Source organism: Myxococcus sp. SDU36 (assembly GCF_030168875.1).
GTDB lineage: Bacteria > Myxococcota > Myxococcia > Myxococcales > Myxococcaceae > Myxococcus > Myxococcus vastator.
Window position 1 is genome coordinate 4,032,011 of record NZ_CP077414.1, and the last position, 17,770, is coordinate 4,049,780.

Annotated in this window: 9 protein-coding genes; 6 read left to right on the plus strand and 3 right to left on the minus strand. The window is 70.1% G+C overall.

The window, feature by feature from the left end; all coding sequences use genetic code 11:
* Nucleotides 1-12: 12 nt before the first annotated feature.
* Entirely contained in the window at nt 13-7,395 is a 7,383-nt protein-coding gene (locus KGD87_RS15820) for a type I polyketide synthase (RefSeq protein WP_284668243.1), read from the plus strand.
* A gap of 142 nt (nt 7,396-7,537) precedes the next feature.
* Here the strand turns inward: KGD87_RS15820 and KGD87_RS15825 are convergent, their stop codons facing one another.
* Nucleotides 7,538-9,562 carry a serine hydrolase gene (locus KGD87_RS15825; protein WP_284668244.1) on the minus strand — a complete coding sequence of 675 codons (2,025 nt, stop codon included), beginning with the start codon at nt 9,560-9,562 and terminating at the stop codon, nt 7,538-7,540.
* A 528-nt stretch (nt 9,563-10,090) separates the two neighbouring features.
* Here KGD87_RS15825 and KGD87_RS15830 point away from each other — a divergent pair.
* From KGD87_RS15830 to KGD87_RS15840, 3 genes are all read left to right on the plus strand, one after another.
* Nucleotides 10,091-11,502, plus strand: a protein-coding gene (locus KGD87_RS15830; RefSeq protein ID WP_502887984.1) for an IS3 family transposase whose coding sequence is annotated in 2 segments (ribosomal slippage) — nt 10,091-10,451 and nt 10,451-11,502 — 1,413 coding nt in all. Because the reading frame shifts where the segments join, the coding sequence is not laid out codon by codon here.
* A gap of 27 nt (nt 11,503-11,529) precedes the next feature.
* A complete protein-coding gene (locus KGD87_RS15835; RefSeq protein WP_284668245.1) occupies nt 11,530-12,255 on the plus strand; it encodes a glutathione S-transferase C-terminal domain-containing protein in 726 nt (241 codons plus the stop codon).
* A gap of 248 nt (nt 12,256-12,503) precedes the next feature.
* The gene (locus tag KGD87_RS15840) at nt 12,504-12,941 is read left to right on the plus strand and encodes a YciI family protein (RefSeq protein WP_284668246.1); all 438 of its coding nucleotides are present in this window, start codon (nt 12,504-12,506) and stop codon (nt 12,939-12,941) included.
* Nucleotides 12,942-13,014: 73 nt separating this feature from the next.
* Here KGD87_RS15840 and KGD87_RS15845 read toward each other — a convergent pair whose 3' ends face one another.
* Nucleotides 13,015-14,463 carry a glycoside hydrolase family 43 protein gene (locus KGD87_RS15845; protein ID WP_284668247.1) on the minus strand — a complete coding sequence of 483 codons (1,449 nt, stop codon included), beginning with the start codon at nt 14,461-14,463 and terminating at the stop codon, nt 13,015-13,017.
* 274 nt (nt 14,464-14,737) lie between these two features.
* Between KGD87_RS15845 and KGD87_RS15850 the strand changes: the two genes are divergently transcribed.
* Nucleotides 14,738-15,958: a COG3014 family protein gene (locus KGD87_RS15850; RefSeq protein WP_284668248.1), complete on the plus strand. Its 1,221-nt coding sequence runs from the start codon at nt 14,738-14,740 to the stop codon at nt 15,956-15,958.
* Nucleotides 15,959-15,970: 12 nt separating this feature from the next.
* Here the strand turns inward: KGD87_RS15850 and KGD87_RS15855 are convergent, their stop codons facing one another.
* Nucleotides 15,971-16,435: a hypothetical protein gene (locus tag KGD87_RS15855; protein ID WP_284668249.1), complete on the minus strand. Its 465-nt coding sequence runs from the start codon at nt 16,433-16,435 to the stop codon at nt 15,971-15,973.
* A 72-nt stretch (nt 16,436-16,507) separates the two neighbouring features.
* Here KGD87_RS15855 and KGD87_RS15860 point away from each other — a divergent pair, with 72 nt between their 5' ends.
* Nucleotides 16,508-17,755, plus strand: a complete 1,248-nt coding sequence (locus KGD87_RS15860; RefSeq protein ID WP_284668250.1) for an MFS transporter — start codon at nt 16,508-16,510, stop codon at nt 17,753-17,755.
* The last annotated feature ends 15 nt before the right edge of the window (nt 17,756-17,770 follow it).

A 17,770-nucleotide genomic window follows, 5' to 3' on the forward strand; every position in this document is an offset into this window, starting at 1 on the left:
AGCCAACACCCCATGTCGCAGAGCGTCCTGGACTCAGAGAAGGTCCTCCGCATCATCGAGCGGCTGGAGAACGAAGTCGCGACCCTGCGCAAGACGCAGGACGAGCCCATCGCCGTGGTGGGAATGAGCTGCCGCTTCCCTGGCGCGGAGAGCGCGGACGCGTACTGGGCGCTGCTCCACCGCGGCGAGCCGAGCATCACGGAGGTCCCTCGCGAGCGGTGGGACATCGACGCGCTCTACGACGCGGACCCGGACGCGCCGGGGAAGATGTCCACGCGCCACGGAGGGTTCCTGCCCCGCGTGGACGCGTTCGACGCGCCGTTCTTCGGCATCTCGCCGCGAGAGGCGGCGTTGATGGACCCGCAGCAGCGCCTGCTGCTGGAGACGTCGTGGGAGGCGCTGGAGAACGCGGGGCTGTCACCGGACGCGCTGTACGGCTCGCCCAGCGGCGTCTTCGTCGGCGTGTGCACGTCCGACTACTTCCGCATGGCCCTCCAGCGCGTCGAGAACGTGAACGCCTACCTGGGAACGGGCAACGCCACGAGCGTCGCCGCGGGGCGGCTCGCGTACACGTTCGGCTTCACCGGGCCCTGCGTGTCGCTGGAGACGGCGTGCTCGTCGGCCCTGGTGGCGGTGCACTCCGCGGGCGAAAGCCTGCGCCGGGGGGACTGCCGCGTGGCGCTCGCGGCCAGCGTCAACCTGGTCCTCGCGCCGGAAATCACCGCGGCCTTCTCCAAGGCGCGGATGATGGCCCCGGACGGTCGCTGCAAGACGTTCGACGAGCTGGCGGATGGCTATGTGCGCTCGGAGGGCGTCGCGGCCCTCGTGCTCAAGACGGTGTCGGCGGCGAAGGCGGACGGAGACACCATCCTGGCCGTCATCCGAGGCAGCGCCATCAACCAGGACGGCGCGAGCTCCGGACTGACCGTCCCCAACGGGCCCATGCAGGAGGCGCTGGTGCGCAAGGCGCTGGCGCGCGCGGGCGTGAAGCCGGGGGACGTGGACTATGTCGAAGCCCACGGCACCGGCACGGCGCTGGGAGACCCCATCGAGGTGGGGGCGCTGGCGCAGGTGTTCGGCGCGGATCGCCCCAGGCAACGGCCGCTCCTCCTGGGGTCGGCGAAGAGCATCGTCGGTCACACCGAGCTGGCGGCGGGCATGGCCGGCCTCTGCAAGGTCATCCTCGCGCTCCAGGCGGAGACGCTTCCGGGCTACCCCACCCTGGGGGCCTTGAGCAGCCGCATCCCGTGGAAGGACCTGCCGGTGGAGGTGCTGAGGCAGCCCGTCGCATGGCCCCGGGGCCCGCGGGCGCGCATCGCCGGGGTCAGCGCGTTTGGCTTCAGCGGGACGAACGCGCATGTCGTCGTGGAGGAGGCCCCCCGGGCGGCCCCCGTGCCGCCGGCCACGCAGCCCGCGCATGTGCTGTGCCTGTCGGCGAGGACACCAGAGGCGCTGGCGGTGATGGCGGAGCGCTACGCGCGCTGGTTGGAACGGAACCCCGAGGCGTCGCTCGACGCGGTGACCTGGACGGCGAACACCGGACGCGCGCGGTTCGCGCAGCGGCTCGCGGTGGTGGCGGACGGGGCGGAGTCCCTGCGTGACACGCTCGCCGCGTTCGCGAAGACGCGCGCCGCCTCGGGCAGGAACGTGCGGACGGGCAGCGCGCCCGCGATGGAGGGACGGCTCGCGTTCCTCTTCACGGGGCAGGGCTCGCAGTACGCCGGCATGGGGGAGGCGCTGTACGCGCTGCATCCGGTGTTCCGGGAGACGCTGGAGCGCTGCGAGGCGCTCCTCTCCGAGCACCTGGAGACGCCGCTCCGGGAGGTGCTGTGGGGCGAGCACCGCGGGCTGCTGAACCAGACGAAGTACACCCAGCCCGCGCTGTTCGCGCTGGAGGTGGCCCTCGCGCGCCTCTGGCAGTCCTGGGGCGCCCGACCGTCGTTCGTCATGGGCCACAGCGTGGGCGAGCTGGCCGCGGCGTGCGTGGCGGGCCTGTTCAGCCTGGAGGACGGACTGAAGCTGATCGCCGCGCGAGGGCGGCTGATGCAGTCGCTGCCGGAAGGCGGCGCCATGGCCGTGGTCCTGGCCGGGCGGGACACGGTGGCGCCCGTGGTCGCGGAGCAGGGGGCACGCCTGGCCATCGCCGCGTTCAACGCGCCTCAGCAGACGGTCATCTCGGGCGAGCGGGACGCCGTCCTCGCGGCCTGCGAGCGGCTGGGTCAGCAGGGCGTGCGCAACCGGGGGCTGCTGGAGGTCTCGCACGCCTTTCACTCGGAGCTGATGCGGCCGATCGTGGAAGACCTGCGCGCGGTCGCCGGGACGGTGACGTTCCGTCGCCCCAGCATCCCGCTCATCTCGAACGTGACAGGCCAGGTGGGCGGAGAGGAACTGGCCACGCCCGGCTACTGGGTGGACCACGTGCTCGCGCCGGTCGACTTCATGGCGGGAGTGAAGGCGCTGGAAGCGAACAAGGTCGTGGGCCTGCTGGAGGTTGGACCGAGCGCCACGCTCGTGAGCCTGGCCTCCGCCTGCGTTGAACCGGACCGGTTCGTCACGGCGGCGAGCCTGCGAGCCAACGCGCCCGCCTGGCCCCAGTTGCTGGAGGCCGTCGCGACGCTGTTCGCGCACGGGCTGCCCGTGGACCTGGGTAAGGCGGGCCGGTGTGGGCAGCCCGCCCCGCCCCGGCTGGCGCTGCCGACCTATCCGTTCCAGCGGCAGCGCTACTGGCTCCAGCGCGAGGAAGGCAGCTCGGTGGCGATGGCGGCGTCGGGCGAGTCCCACCCGCTCCTGGGCCGGCGGTTGCGAAGCGCCGCCCTGCCCCCGGGTGACCACCTGTTCGAGAGCGCGCTGTCGCCCGGCGGCCCGGCCTACCTGCGGCACCACCGCGTCTACGACAAGGTCGTGGTGCCCGCAGCGGGCTACGTGGAGATGGCCCTGGCAAGCCTCGGGCGGATGTTCCCCCAGGCGGCGCTGTCGCTCCGCAACGTCGCGGTCCAGGCGGCGCTCGTCCTGGCACCAGGCACCGACACCGTGGTGCAGACGCACCTCTCCAGCGTCGGTGACGACCGCTACCGCTTCCGGATTCTCAGCGCGGCCTCGCAGGACGCATCCGACTGGCGCCTCCATGTCACGGGGGAGGTCCAGGTGTCGCCACCAGGTGGACACGGTGGGGGCGCCTTCGACGGAGCCGAGGCCCGCGAGCGCCTCGAGGCAACAGGCGAGGTGCTCGACACCGAGGCGTTCTACACGCGCTATGCCGCGCTGGGCCTGGGCTACAGCGGAGCGTTCCGCGCGGTGACGGCGCTGCGGCGGCTGACGGGCGATGGCACGCGGCCCCCGGAGCTCCTCGCGCGGATCCACCCGGCGGGGGTGACGCGCGACGAGGCGAGCGCCTACGGGCTGCACCCCGCCCTGCTGGATGGTTGCTTCCAGGCGGTCGGGGCGCTGGTTCCGGAGGTCGCGGACGTGGTGTGCCTGCCCGTCGGCATCGAAGCCCTGCACCTGTCACGGCCGGGCGCCGAGGAGGTGTGGGCCCATGCCCTCCTTCGCCACGCGCCCTCGCCCGGGGACCCTCGCGTCGTCGCGGACCTCCGGCTTCTCGACGAGCAGGGACAGGTGGTGTGCGAGGTGGAGGGACTCCAGGCGATGCGCGTCGACCGCCGCGCGCTGGCCTTCGCGACGGCCACGTGGAAGGACAAGCTCTACTCGATGACCTGGGTGCCCCAGGCACTTCCTGAGACCCCCGACGCGCCAGCACGGCGCTGGCTCATCCTGGGAGACCGAGAGGGAGCGGGGGCGCGCCTGCGGGCGATGTTGGAAGCCCGCGGAGACACCTGCGGGCTGTTGAGCGACGGGGATGTCGACTGGCTCGACAAGGCCTCCTGGTCGCGAGCGCTCGCGGACCTCGCGGCCACGAGCCCCCTGCCCCTCGCGGGCATCCTCCACCTCTGGGCGCTGGACGAGTCGCTGTCGCGCTCGGTCGGAAGCGCGCTGGCCCTGGTCCAGTCACTGATGGACGTCCCGGGCCAACGACTGCCACGGCTCTATCTCGTCACGCGAGGCGCGCAGCCCGTCGTTGAAGGCGAACGGGTGAGCGCGAACCAGGCGGCGCTGTGGGGGCTGGGACGCACCATCGCCTTGGAGCATCCGTCCCTCGGCTGCACCTGCGTGGATGTGGACGGCGGAGGACTGGAGGCGCTCGCGGCCGAGGTCCTCCAGCCAGACGTGGAGCTCCAGGTCGCGGTGCGCTCCGGCAAGCGGATGGTGGCGCGGTGGGCTCGTGCTTCCGCCCAGCCCAAGGGGCAGCTCGCGCTTCCCGGCGAAAGCTACCGGCTCCGGACGGCCGCGTACGGAGCGCTGGACCGCCTGACGCTGGTCCCGCTGGAGCGGCGCGAGCCCACGGCCGAAGAGGTGGAGCTCGAGGTCCACGCGTCGGCCATCAACTTCAAGGACGTCCTCTACTGCCTCGGGATGCTGGAGGCGTTCAGCAAGGAGGCGGGCATCCTCCGGGCCGCCGACCAGCCGCTCGGCTTCGAATGCGCGGGGCGGGTCGTCCGCGTGGGGCCGGGCGTGACGAGCCTCGCCGTGGGAGATGAGGTGTTCACGATGGCGCCGTCCGCGCTGTCGAGCCACGTCACCATCGACCAGCGGCTGGTGCACCGGAAGCCGGGCAACCTCTCTTTCGCGCAGGCGGCCTCCATCCCCGCCGCCTTCATGACGGCCATCTACAGCCTCGAGAAGCTCGCGAAGCTGAAGCCGGGAGAGACGGTGTTGATCCACGCCTGCGCCGGAGGCGTCGGGCAGGCAGCGGTCCAGCTCGCGAAGGACCGGGGGGCCACCATCTTCGGAACCGCGAGCCCGTCCAAGTGGGAGCACGTGAAGCGCCAAGGCGTCGCGCACGTCATGAGCTCACGCACCCTGGACTTCGCCGACGAAGTCCTGCGCCTCACCGGGGGCCGGGGGGTGGACGTGGTCCTCAACAGCCTGACCGGCGACTACATCCCCAAGAGCGCGGGGGTGCTCGCCCAGGGGGGCCGCTTCGTGGAGATTGGCAAGATTGGCATCTGGTCCCAGGCGCAGATGGCGACCTTCCGGCCTGACGTGGCGTACTTCTCCTTCGACCTGGGAGACGTCGACGGGAACGCGGAGCTCCAGGTGGACCTGCTCACGGACACGGTGCGGGGACTGGAGGACGGCCGCCTCGCGCCGCTGCCCGTCAAGACGTTCTCCATCCGCCAGGCCGAGGCCGGCTTCCGGCACCTCGCGCAGGCGAAGAACATCGGCAAGGTGGTGCTGACGCTCCCCGCGAGCGAGCACGCGACGGGAGCCGTCCGGGCGGACCGCACCTACTGGATTACCGGTGGACTGGGAGCCCTGGGGCTGCACATCGCCCAGAGCCTCGTCGCCAATGGAGCGCGGCACCTCGTGCTGTCCAGCCGCTCCGGGCCCACCGAGGCCGCGCGGGAGGCCATCGCCGCCCTGCGAAGCTCCGGGGTGGACGTCCTCCTGGAGCGAGCGGACGTCGCGGACGCGGAACAGGTCCAGACGCTCGTCCAGCGACTCACGGCGGGGCCAGCGCCGCTGGGAGGTCTCGTGCACGCCGCGGGCCTGCTGGATGACGGCGTGCTGGTCAAACAGACCTGGGAGCGCTTCGCCCAGGTGCTGGCGCCCAAGGTCGACGGAGCGTGGAACCTGCACCTGGCGACCCGCGCGCTGGAGCTGGACTTCTTCGTCCTGTTCTCGTCGATCGCCTCGGTGATGGGCGCGCCGGGTCAGGGCAACTACGCCACGGCGAACGCGTTCATGGACGGACTGGCGGCGCTGCGCAGGAGCCAGGGGCTCCCCGCGACGAGCATCCACTGGGGCCCCTGGGCAGCCGGAGGCATGGCGGAGACGAAGCGAGCCGCGAACCGGGCGCGCTTCGAGTCCCTGGGCCTGGGGCGCATGGCGGCCGGAGACAACGTGGAGGTCTTCGAGCACCTGCTCCACGCGGCGCCCACGAACGTGGCCGTCGCGGACATGGACTGGTCGAAGTTCCTGAAGACCGTCTCCAGTCCGGGAGTCGCGAGAGTCTACGCGCAGCTCGGCCAGGGAAGGCCCGGCGCCGAGCCCGCCCAGGCTGGAGCCCTGCTCACACAGTTGACGCAAGCGCCCGAGGAGCAGCGAGAGGCCGTCCTCATCGACTTCCTGCGCCGGCAGGTCGCGAGCGTCGTGGGGCTCGCCGCGCCGGATGCGGTCGAGACCACCCAGCCCCTGCTGGAGTTGGGCTTCGACTCGCTGATGGCGGTCGAGCTGAAGAACCGGGTCGAATCCAGCCTCGGCTGCACACTCAGTCCGGCGCTGTTGTTCGACCACCCCACCCTGGCGCAGCTTGGCAGACACCTGCTCGTGGAGGTCCTGAAGCTGGGTGCGGGAGGAGACGCCGTTCCACGCGCGTCAGCCCCCCCCGGGGACGAAGCAGCGCCGGACGACGAGGCGCCCCTCTCCACGCTCCGCGAGTCGTTCCTCACGACGAGCGCGGGAACGAAGCTCTGCGTCTGCACCTGGGGTCCGGAGGACGCGCCGTTGGTGGTCTGCGTCCACGGCCTCCTCGACCAGGCCGCGAGCTGGGACGAGCTGGCGGTGGGGTGGGTCGAGCGCGGCTATCGCGTCATGGCACCCGACCTGAGGGGACACGGCCGGTCCGGACACCTCCCAGCGAACGTGGCGCTCACCGTCCTCGACTTCCTGCTGGACCTGACGCAAGCGACCGCGGCGGTGAGGCGTCCGTTCACGCTCGTGGGGCACTCGATGGGCGGAGCCGTGGCCACGCTCTTCGCGTCCGCGTATCCCGAGCGGGTCGAGCGCCTGCTCCTCGTCGAGCCCGTCATCCCGCACCTGCGCGACGAGCAAGGGGCACTGGACCTCTTGAAGAACGACCTGCGCTTCCTGACGGAGCCCCCCGCACACACGCCCTACCCCGACCTGACGACCGCCGCGCGGATGCTCACGCTGAGCCACGGGGGGCTGTCACCCGCCCGCGCGAGGATGCTCGCGAGGCGCATCACCGAGCCATGCGAGCAGGGCCTGCGCTGGTCCTGGGACGTCCGGCTGCGAAACCCACTGGGCATCGACCTGGGCTTCTCACGAGCGCGCTACCTGGCGCTCCTCGGAGCGCTCACCGTGCCCTCCCTGCGGCTCCACGGCACCACCAGTCAGTTCGCCCGGACGCCCGTGCTCGTGCCCCCGGACCTCCCGCTGCCTCGGTCGCGGAGCGTCCACCTCCGGGGAGGCCACAACCTCCACACGGACAACGCGGCGGAGCTGCTCAACGAGATGCTGGCCGAACTCGAGCAGCGGCCTGACACCGAGCCCGGCGAGGGGCCGGGGCCGGCGAGGGGCCAGCCGGGGACGTGACGCAGCGCACTCCACCCGGCTCACGGCCCGAAGGCCGCGGCCCACCGAGCCGTCCGGTCCGCCGCACTACGGACCGGCGGAGGCCCCTCGCGAGCCCCGCCGGTCCTACGCGCCCTCCCGGAAGGTCCGGTGGAGGCCCTTGTCAAAACAGGTTGTGCGCGGGCCAGGTGCTGACGCCGTTCACGACGTTCCACATGAGGCTGTCGAGGTTGATGTCGGGCGTTCCCGATTCCTCACTGTTGTTGGAATTGACCATGACGGACCAGGTGAACTCCTCGGAGCGGCTGGGCCCATAGCGGTCATCGGTCCGCACCAACAGGGCCCGGGTCCCCGGGATGTAGCCGCCGTGCCACCAGTTGGGGATGCTGTTCACCGACCAGCCCTTGGCGTAATTGACGGAGTTGCCCGCCGTGCTCAGTGCCGTCGTGCGGGTCGTCATCGTGGCGATGGTGCTCGCGCTCAGCAGGTCCGGGACGGTGGAGAATCCATCCGCTCGCACGGCGACGCGCAGCAAGTCGATGGGCGTGACGACCCAGCCGCCGTGCGCATCCATGCGACGCACCTTCATGCCGTACGGGTTGAAGGCCCCCGCGCCAAGCTGGTAGTAGACGGGCTCGTTCGACAGACGCGCGCTCAACGTATCGCCCCCCACGGCGAAGCTGGTGGCGCCGCTGGGCGTGAACACGTTGGCGCGCATATAGGCGTCATAGGTCATCCCCGTGACCCGCTCGATGATGCGGCCGAGGACGCTGTAGCCGAAGTTCGAATACTGGTACGTCGTTCCAGGCGCGAACTCGAGCGGCACGTTCTGCAACACCCATTGGATGAGCTGCGCGTGGTTCATCCCCGTGTTCATGAACATGGGGTCGCCCGTGCCGTCGCCGCCGTCGTTGTCCCAGCCGCCCGCGGTGTGCTCCAGCAGGTGCTGGACCGTGATGTTCAGCACGCGGCTGTCCGCGTAGGTGCTCTGCGCACCGAACGTCTCACCCAGCAGTCCGCCCCGGCCGAAGACGCGGTCCGTCAGCCGGAGCTGGCCGCTTTGAATCAGCCGCATGATGCCAATGGAGGTCATCGGCTTGGACACGCTGGCGACGCGGAAGCGGTGGGAGGTGTTGACCGGGGTGTTGTTGGCCCGGTCGGCCAGGCCATACCCCTTGGCGAACACGAGGCGCCCCTTGCGGGTGATGGCCAGCGACAGGCCGACGGTGTTCGTGCTGGCCATGGCCTGCTCGACGGTGTCGTCAATGTGCTGCAGGTCGGCCGCACTGAACGTCAGGTTCTGCCAGAGCAGCGAGAACTCGGGCTGGCTCCCATTGTGGTGCGCCGCCACCAGGACGGGGCGATATCCCTGGTTCTTGAGGTCCGTCACGGCCTGTTGATACGCGGCCGCGGAGAGCCCATGCCGCGCGGCCATCGGAACTCCCGACGAAGCATGGAAGATGGCCGCGTACCGGTCCGTGCCGCCCACGTTGTAGCTGCTGACCTTCGCGAGCTGGTAACCCTGGGAAGCGTTGGTGTTGAACGTGGACTGGTACTGGGCCGAGGTCATCCCGTGGTAGGCCCGCCAGGCCGGACCGCTCGACTGCTCCCAGATGGCCGCGTAGCGCTCCGCGCCACCGGACGTGTAGCCACTCACGTGCACGAGCCGGTAGCCCTGCCCCGCCCGGGTGTTGAACTCCGTCTGGTACTGGGCCGCGCTCAGGTCATGGCGGGCCACCCATGCGGCACCGTTGTCCACGTGGAAGATGACCGCGAAGTAGGCCACGCCGCCGACGCTGTACCCGTTGACCATGGCCGGGCGGTAACCCTGCGCATTCTGATTGACGACGGTGGTCTGATACTGCGCGGAGGTCAGCCCGTGGAAGGCCCGCCAGGCCGGACCGCTCGTCTGTTCCCAGATGGCCGCGTAACGGGCACTGCCCCCATCTTCGTAGCCGCTGACATAGGAGAGGCGATAGCCTTGCCCCACCCACGTACTGAACTCCGTCTGATACTGGGCGCTGGTGAGCCCGTGGCGGGCAACCCAGGCATCATTTGGACCGGCCAGTGCCTGGGACTCGGCGTTGGCAGAGGCGCTGGATTCTTCCTCTGGAACCCCGCATCCCACCAGGGATGCGGCCAGCACTGAGAGGACCGCCAGAAGCGGCTTCGCTCTGAAAGACTTCATGCTCTAGAACTCCTGCTTGACGTGGGTACTCCCGGCAGGAAACGAAGCCAGCGCGCATTTCCCCTCAGCCGTGGACAACAAAAACTGGGCCCCTCGGGCACAGCGCGAAGCCCACATGCACTTCAGCAGGCGGACCCACACCCCGCGGCCAGAGGTGGCCCTCGCGCCGGGGCCAGGTTTGCGCTCACCGTGGGCAGTCCCTGCTCCCCTGGGGTAGCTTCCGCGGCGTGGGAGAGAAACGCCCGCCGAGTCACTGAGCGCCACGTCTCCCCTTCCGCTGTCGGAGGTCTGATGATGAAGCCCCCGCACCTCGCCGTGCTCCGGATGCTGCCTGCGCGCTGGCTCGCGTGTGCCCACCCGCCCCAGGTGCCGCAGCAGCCGCGCACTGAGGCGCCGCGATGACGTGGACCCTGATTGGCGAGGCCGCCTCTCCCTGGTCCGAGAAGGCCCGCTGGGCCCTCTCTGCCAACGTGAGTGAGACAGTTCGTACCCGGTAGTTTAGTGTGCAGGGCGACCCAGGCAGGAACGATGAATCCAGTGGTGGAAGAGACTCGAGTCCGGGAGACCGAGGTGGTGGAGAAGGCCAGGCGCCGAGGATTCACAGCGGAGTACAAGCTGCGAGTGCTGGCGGAGGCAGAGCGCTGCACGCAGCCAGGTGAAGTCGGGGCGCTGCTGCGCCGCGAGGGGCTGTACTCCTCCCTGCTGAGCGCGTGGCGACGTCAGCGCGACGCGGGAGAGCTGTCGGCCCGCAGCCCGAAGAAGCGAGGGCCGCCAGCGAAGGTGCCCGACGCGAGTGCCCGACGCGTGGCCGAGCTCGAGAGGGAGTTGGCGCGGGCCCAGGTGCGCCTCAAGCGCGCCGAGGCCCTGCTGGACCTCCAAAAAAAAGTATCGGAAATCCTGGGAGTGGAGCTGCCCATGCCCGGCGAGACGCCCTGATGGCCGTGGCACTGGAGGCTGTCGACGCACTGGGCGTGGCGCCGGTGTGCCAGGCACTGGGCCTGCCGCGCGCCACTTTCTACCGGCAGGCTCGGCCCCTACACGGGCCGGTGCGCAGAGGCCCTCAGCCGCGGGCCCTGTCGCCCGAGCAGCGAGCCGAGGTGCTCGCGGTGCTGCACGAGCCGAGATTCGTGGATGCCGCGCCCGCGGAAGTCTACGCGCAGCTCCTCGATGAGGGGCGCTACCTGTGCTCGGAGCGCACCATGTACCGGGTGCTCGCCGAGAATCAGGAGGTGCGCGAGCGCCGCGACCAGCTGCGCCACCCCAACCACCCGGTGCCTCAGCTTCACGCAACGAAGCCCAATGAACTCTGGAGCTGGGACATAACGAAGCTGCACGGCCCGTCGAAGTGGACGTACTTCTACCTCTACGTCGTCATGGACGTCTTCAGCCGCTACGTCGTCGGGTGGATGGTGGCCCACCGCGAGTCAGCCACCCTGGCCAAGAAGCTGCTGGCGCAGACGTGCGAGCGCCAAGGCGTGGTGCCCGGCCAGTTGACGATTCATGCCGACCGGGGCTCCTCCATGACGTCCAAGCCGGTGGCCCTGCTGATGGCCGATTTGGGCGTGACGAAGACGCACTCGCGGCCCTACGTCTCCAACGACAACCCCTTCAGCGAGGCCCACTTCAAGACGATGAAGTACCAGCCCGACTTTCCCGAGTGCTTCGGCTGCATCCAGGACGCTCGCGGCCACTCAGGTGACTTCTTCGGCTGGTACAACAATGAGCACCACCACGGCGGCCTCGGCCTGCTGACGCCCTACGACGTGCACCACGGCCTGGCGGCCGAGCGCCTCGCGGCCCGCGCTGCCGTGCTCGCCGCTGCCTACGCCGCTCACCCTGAGCGCTTCCCTCGCGGTGTACCCGTGCCGAAGGCCCCGCCAACCATCGTCTGGATAAATGACCCCGCGCGGCTCTCTGCCTCACAGGATGCTACGCAGTAATCTCTCGAACTCACTGTCTCACTCGCGTTGACAGGTTCCGGGGCGCTGGACCACCACCGCCTCGCGTATGCTTACCGCGAGCACTACCCGCTCATCGGCGAGCTCTCGCTGCGGCTGCGGGCGCGGCGGCTGAAGGGCCGCGTGAGCACCCCCATGCTGCTCACGCCCGAGGGTCCGCTCATCGACTCCTTCCGCATCGCCCGCTACGCGGACGCGCACGGCAGCGCGCCCACGCTCTTTCCGGCCGAGCACGCTGAGGAGATCGCCGCCTGGAACGCCCGCAGCGAGGTCGCGCTCGGCGCGGCGCGGGTGCGCTACCTCGACCGGCTCGCGAACGACCGCGCCGCGAAGCTGGAGCAGCAGCCGCCCGCCTTCCCTGGTTTCGTGCGCCAGCTCTCGGTGCCCGCGGTGGACTTCGCCATGGCCTTCCTGCGCAGGAAGTACGGGATGCCGGACAGCACGGCGGCGGAGGCCACGCTGGTGCTCGAGCTGGAGGCGCTTCAGCATGCGCTCGCGGACGGCAAGCGCCACCTCGTCGCGGACCGCCTCACCTACGCGGACCTCGCGATGGCGGTGACGCTGCAATTCGTGTCACCCGTGGACGGCGAGCACCTCGCGGTAGGCCCCGCCACGCGCGCGGCGGGCGTCCACCCGCGGCTTTGCGCGCGCTATCCGGACATCGTCGCCTGGCGCGACGCGCTCTACGCACGGCACCGGCGCAGCAACCAGCCCGCCGAGCCCGTCCGGACATAGCGTGCCGGCCCCCACCTTCAGCGTCCGGCGTCGACGCCCCCCCGGGCACGCCGGCCACGTTGAGGCCGAGGTCCTCCACCGAGTAGCCGCCCTCCTGCACGAACACCGTGGACAGCCGCGGCTGCGCGAGGCGCCGGCCCCGCGCGCCGCTGGTGGTGGGCTTGCCCTTCACGCATCAGCCGGAAAGTGGCGCCGCGTCAGCCGCGGCCTCTAGGGTTCCGCGCACCTGCTTCCCGAGGACCTCCGCCATGACGCTCACCACCGCCCTGCTCCTGCTCACCCTCGGCGCCGCGCCGGCCCAGCCCGCCGCGAAGAAGTTCGAGTTCGACAAGCACTACCTCGTCCTGCTCGAGCGCGTACCTGGCGCCAAGAAGCTGCCGGAGGCCGCGCTGGCGCAGCTGCAGAAGGAGCACCTCGCGCACCTCACGCTCATGGGGGAGAGCGGCAAGATGGTGCTCGCGGGTCCCTTCGACGAACAGGACGACGCGGGCATGCGCGGCGCGTGCATCTACCGCACCTCCACCAAGGCGGAGGCGAAGCAGCTCGCCGAGCAGGACCCGATGGTGAAGGCAGGCCGACTGCGGGTGCAGGTCATGGCCTGGTACACGGAGAAGGGCTACTTGGCGTTCCCCCTGGCCCCGCCCGTCGAGGAGGCCAAGGGCGCGGCGAAGGACACGGGCAAGTAGCCCCCGCCGCCGCGCACTTCCGCGCCGTGGCGCATGAGGCCGCGGCGCGGAGGCAGTCGTCACGGCGAAGCCGCTACGGCATGGGCCGCGAGCCCGCGGACGGCGCGGACGGAACCGCGGGCCAGCCATTGGACCACGTGATTGCATCCACGAGCATCACCCGGGCCGTGTGGGCGCTGTTCCACGCGTGGTAGACCATGTACATGTCTCCGCCCGGCCCGGTGACGACGGAGTTGTGTCCCGGCCCCGTCCAGCCGCCGCCCGTCTTGAGAATTGGCGAGCCCAGCTTGGTGTACGGGCCCAGCGGGCTCGTCGCCCGCGCGACGCCCACGGCGTAGGTGCTGTTGTAGTACGCGTTACCGCTGTAGAAGAGGTAGTAGTAGCCGCCCCGAGCGACGACCCACGGCGCCTCGACGACGCCGCCCTCCCACGCGAGGTTGTTGCGGATGAGCGTCTGGCGCGCGCCCACCAGCGACAGGCCATCCGCCGACAGCGCCTGCCCGTAGATGGGCGTCGGCTGCCCCACCGCGTTGCCGTCCGCCTTCCACACCAGGTATGGCGCCCCGGTGGTGCTCGTGAAGAAGGTGGCGTCAATCATCCCCATCGCCGTGTCATGCACGAGCGGCCGGCCAATGTCAGTGAAGGGCCCGAGCGCGCTCGGCGACGTCGCCGCGCCGATGGACAGCTTCCCGTCCGAGTGCCGCGCGGTGAAGTAGGCGATGTAGCGCGTCCCCACCTTGTGGATTTCCGGGGCCCAGAAGTCTCCCCTCGCCCAGGTGGGCTTCGACGCCGACGGGAAGATGGAGCCAGCGTGCGTCCACGTCACCAGGTCCGTCGACGTGCGCAGGGCGAACGCATTCGCCGCGCCGCCCGACGTGCACGCGGCGACGTACCGCGTCCCATCATGGATGACGCCCGGGTCCGCGCAGTCCCCGGGGACCACCGGGTTCTGGTACAGCCCGCCGCAACCCGTGTAGCGGAAGGACATGCCGCACGCGCCCGTGCCGCTGAAGTACGGCCTCCACCCGTTGGAGAGCGCCGCGTACGAATTGCTGCCCGCGTTCGTGCAGGTCCGGTCCCAGAACACGCGCCCGCTCACGTCGTCGTACTGCGCGGCGTGTCCCGACGGGCGCAGCCACGACGCGGCGTAGGTGACACGCGTCGAGCACGCGGCGGCCCCGGCACAGTCCGTGTCGAGCGCCATGACACACGCGTTGTTGCCGGTGAAGTACGGCTGCCAGCCGTTGGAGAGCACCGCGTACGAGTTGCTGCCCTCGTTGATACAGGTGCCATCCCACGTCACCAAACCACTCGCGATGTCGAACTGCGCGGGGTGCCCCGAGGGGCGAATCCACCGCTCGCCATAGGTGATGCGCGTGCTGCACGCGAGCGGCGCGCTGGCGGTGCCGGCCGGAGCCTCCTCCGCGAGCGGGGTGTCGATGCGCTCGTCGCCACAGCCGGATGCGAAGGGAGAGACGGCGCACACCACCGTGAGCGCCAGGATGCGAGGGAACTTCCTCATGAACCACCTCCAGATGGAGGGGCGTGAGCTAGCACTAAATTCAAGAAAAATCAGCAAGACGCGACTTTCTTGTCCTGTCCATGACCTCCAGCCGACCCGATATGACAGCGCTTGGATTTCCACCCGCATGTCTGGGTAGGCACAGGTATCTGTATCCAGATGACGGAGACGGGCCTGATGGCTCTATTCTAGCGGGATGGCGTCTTTCATCTCCGGGGGCGAGGCTTTTCCATCGCGCCTCGTCTCGCAGTTGCTTGGAGCCGTCCTTCTCGCCGTGCTGTCCGGCTGCGGCGCCAGCTATGTGCAACAGACCGCGCAGATGCGCGTGCTCGCGGACGTCGGACGGTACGACGAAGCGCTGAAGGAACTGGACGTCGTCACCGCGCGCGAAGCGCTGGATCCGCTGCTCGTCGCGGCGGACCGGGGCGGGCTGCTGCACCGCGCCGGAGCCTGGGAAGCCAGCAGCAGGGCCCTGGTCCAAGCGGCGGAGCTCGCTGATGAGCACGAGCGGGTCAGGTTGTCGGAGGAGTTCACCGGGAACATCCCCTGGCGCATGGGCGCCCTGGAGCGCCAGACGCTGCACACGCTCAACGCCCTGAACTACCTTCAGCTTGGGCGGCCCGAGGAGGCGGCCGTGGAGGCTCGGCTGACGAACGCGCTGAACCTCCAGCGGCACCTCGAGCTGCGCCACCACGTGACGATGGAGCGGCACCTGAACGCCATCCCCATCGACGATGAGCTGCGCCCCTACCTGGTGCAGAGCGCCATCGGGCTGTACGTGAGCGGGCTGGCGCATGAGCTGGCGGGGAACGAGGCGTCCTCCTTCATCGACTACCTCGCCGCCTGGCGAATCACCCGGAGCGCTCCACCCGGAGCGCCCTCCCGGTTGACCCACCTGGAGCCCAGGCTTCTCGCGGAGGCACGCCGGCTCGGGCGCCCGGAGCTCGAGGAACTGGAGGGGCTCATCCTGGCACCTGAATCGTCGGCTCCGGCGGACGAAGCGGGCGGCCTGGTGGTCGTCGTGGAGGCCGGAAAGCTCCCCGAGCGTTGCGTGCTCCAGCGCTGGCAAGCGAGCCGCGTCTGGAGCGTGTGCCCGCGTCCCTGGCCCCACGGGCAGGCCCGAATCGAGGTGGCGTCAGGAAGCTGGGACACGGAGACCGTCACGTCCCTGGAGAACCTCCTGCTGCGCCGTGGCGCCCTGGGCGTGAGCACCGATACGACTCGCCAGCCCAACCTATGGGCGAGGGCCGGGTCCGTGGCCCTCTTCGTGCTCGTTCCGCCGCTGGGCGGCTATCTCCTCCTGCGAACCGCCTCTGAACGCGCGACGCAGATGGAGCAGGGCTGGCTCAGCCTCCCCTCCGAGTTCCAGGTGGCGCGCCTGTCGCTTCCCCCGGGACGACACGCCGTGCGAATCCGCAGGAGCGACCACGAGGAGACACGCGAGGTCGACATCGCTCCTGGGCGCACGCAGGTGCTTGTCGTGCCGATGCGCTGACCCCCCGAGGCGCTACCGGGCGCGCTGCCCCGCCCGCCTGGCGCCCTCCCGGAACCTCGCCGCGTCCGCCGGAGCGAAGCGAGCGAGCAGGTCCAGCTCCGCGTTCACCTCCCGGACGCCGATGTCGTAGGGGTGGGCGGCGAGCCCGTGCCCCACAGCGAAGAACTTCACGTAGCTGCGCCCACCCTCTTCCCAGCCGCGCATGAACAGCTCGTCGAGGGACGTCTCATCTCCCCGGAGGCCCCGGCGGAGGGAGACCACCGCTGTCCGGACGCCGTCCTCGGTTCGCGACTCGTCGCGGACGGACTCCGCGAGCAACTTTGCCTCCTCCCAGAGCGTGTCCAGCGGAACGATGTAGGCGTAGTCGTAGAGCCGCTGTCGCAGGTACTCCTCCTCTCCCATCGTGTGGCGCAGGCCACCACACCCCGCGGAGCAGCTGACAGCGACGACGAGGAGCCCGCGCAGGAGAAGTCCCATGGGCCCTCACTCAATCCCGTGGAGCCTTCACTCCGCAAGGTTTGAAGCTCGCCAGCGGTTACAGTGCGCGCCATGAACGCCTCCTGGAAGCGCAATACGGCCCTCTTCCTGGGCAGCCAGGCACTGTCGCTGCTCGGCTCCTCGCTGGTGCAGTACGCGCTCCTGTGGCAGGTGACCCTGCAGACACGCTCGAGCGTCATGATGACGCTCTACATCGTGGCCGGCTTCCTGCCCACGTTCCTCCTCTCGCCCTTCGCGGGCGTCTGGGCCGACCGGTATGACCGCCGCAAGCTCATCGTCCTCTCCGATGCGATGATCGCGCTGGTGACCCTGGCGCTGGCCGTGATGTTCACCTTGCGCGGCACGGAGCTGTGGCTCTTCTTCCTGGCCGCGGCGATCCGCTCCGTGGGGACGGCCGTTCAACAGCCGGCGGTGAGCGCGCTGTTGCCGCAGCTGGTGCCCGAGGACCAGTTGATGCGGGTCAACGGCATCCAGGGCACCGTCCACTCGGTCAACATGCTGGGGGCGCCCGCGCTCGCCGGCTTCCTCATGTCCGTGGCCCCCCTGCAGGTGATCTTCTACATCGACGTGGTGACAGCGGCCCTGGCCATCGCCCTGGTGACGCTCTTCGTCCGGGTAGCGCCGCGCCCCCGCGCGCCGGAGCAGGAGGGCTCCTCGCAGTTGACGGAGATTCGCGACGGCTTCCGCTACATCCGCGGCCACGCGCACCTGGTGCCGTTCTTCAGCTACCTGGGCTTCATCCTGGTCCTCATCACCCCGGCCGCGTTCCTCACGCCGCTGCAGACGGCGCGAAGCTTCGGGGACGAGGTGTGGAGGCTGACGGCCATCGAAATGGTCTTCTCGGTGGGCATGATGTTGGGTGGCGCCGCGCTCGCCGCGTGGGGGGGCTTCAGCAGCCGCATGCGGACGATGGTCTCCTCCAACCTCATCATGGGCACGTGCACCGTGGCCCTCGGCGTGGTGCCCCACTTCGGGGTGTACCTGGCGACCATGGGCATCTTCGGCATAGCGCTGCCGCTCTACAACACGCCCGCCACGGTGATGCTCCAGGAGCGCGTGGAGCCGGCCTACCTGGGCCGCGTCTTCAGCGTGATGACCATGCTCTCCACCGCGCTGATGCCGCTGGCCATGCTGCTCTTCGGGCCCCTGGCAGAGGTGGTCTCCATCGAGCGGCTGCTGCAGGTCACCGGCGTGCTGGTGATTCTCGTCGGACTGCTCACGCCGCTCCACCGCCGGCTGATGTCCTTCGGCGAGCCCAAGCAGCAGCCCCCCGTGGAGTCCCGGGAGCTGGCCAACTGAGCGTTGGCCCGCGTG

Bases quoted from the DNA above. Each gene is read 5' to 3' on its own strand.
- KGD87_RS15820 (WP_284668243.1), top strand. From the start codon at position 13: ATGTCGCAGAGCGTCCTGGACTCAGAGAAGGTCCTCCGCATCATCGAG.
- KGD87_RS15825 (WP_284668244.1), bottom strand. From the start codon at position 9,562: ATGAAGTCTTTCAGAGCGAAGCCGCTTCTGGCGGTCCTCTCAGTGCTG.
- KGD87_RS15840 (WP_284668246.1), top strand. From the start codon at position 12,504: ATGACGCTCACCACCGCCCTGCTCCTGCTCACCCTCGGCGCCGCGCCG.
- KGD87_RS15845 (WP_284668247.1), bottom strand. From the start codon at position 14,463: ATGAGGAAGTTCCCTCGCATCCTGGCGCTCACGGTGGTGTGCGCCGTC.
- KGD87_RS15855 (WP_284668249.1), bottom strand. From the start codon at position 16,435: ATGGGACTTCTCCTGCGCGGGCTCCTCGTCGTCGCTGTCAGCTGCTCC.
- KGD87_RS15860 (WP_284668250.1), top strand. From the start codon at position 16,508: ATGAACGCCTCCTGGAAGCGCAATACGGCCCTCTTCCTGGGCAGCCAG.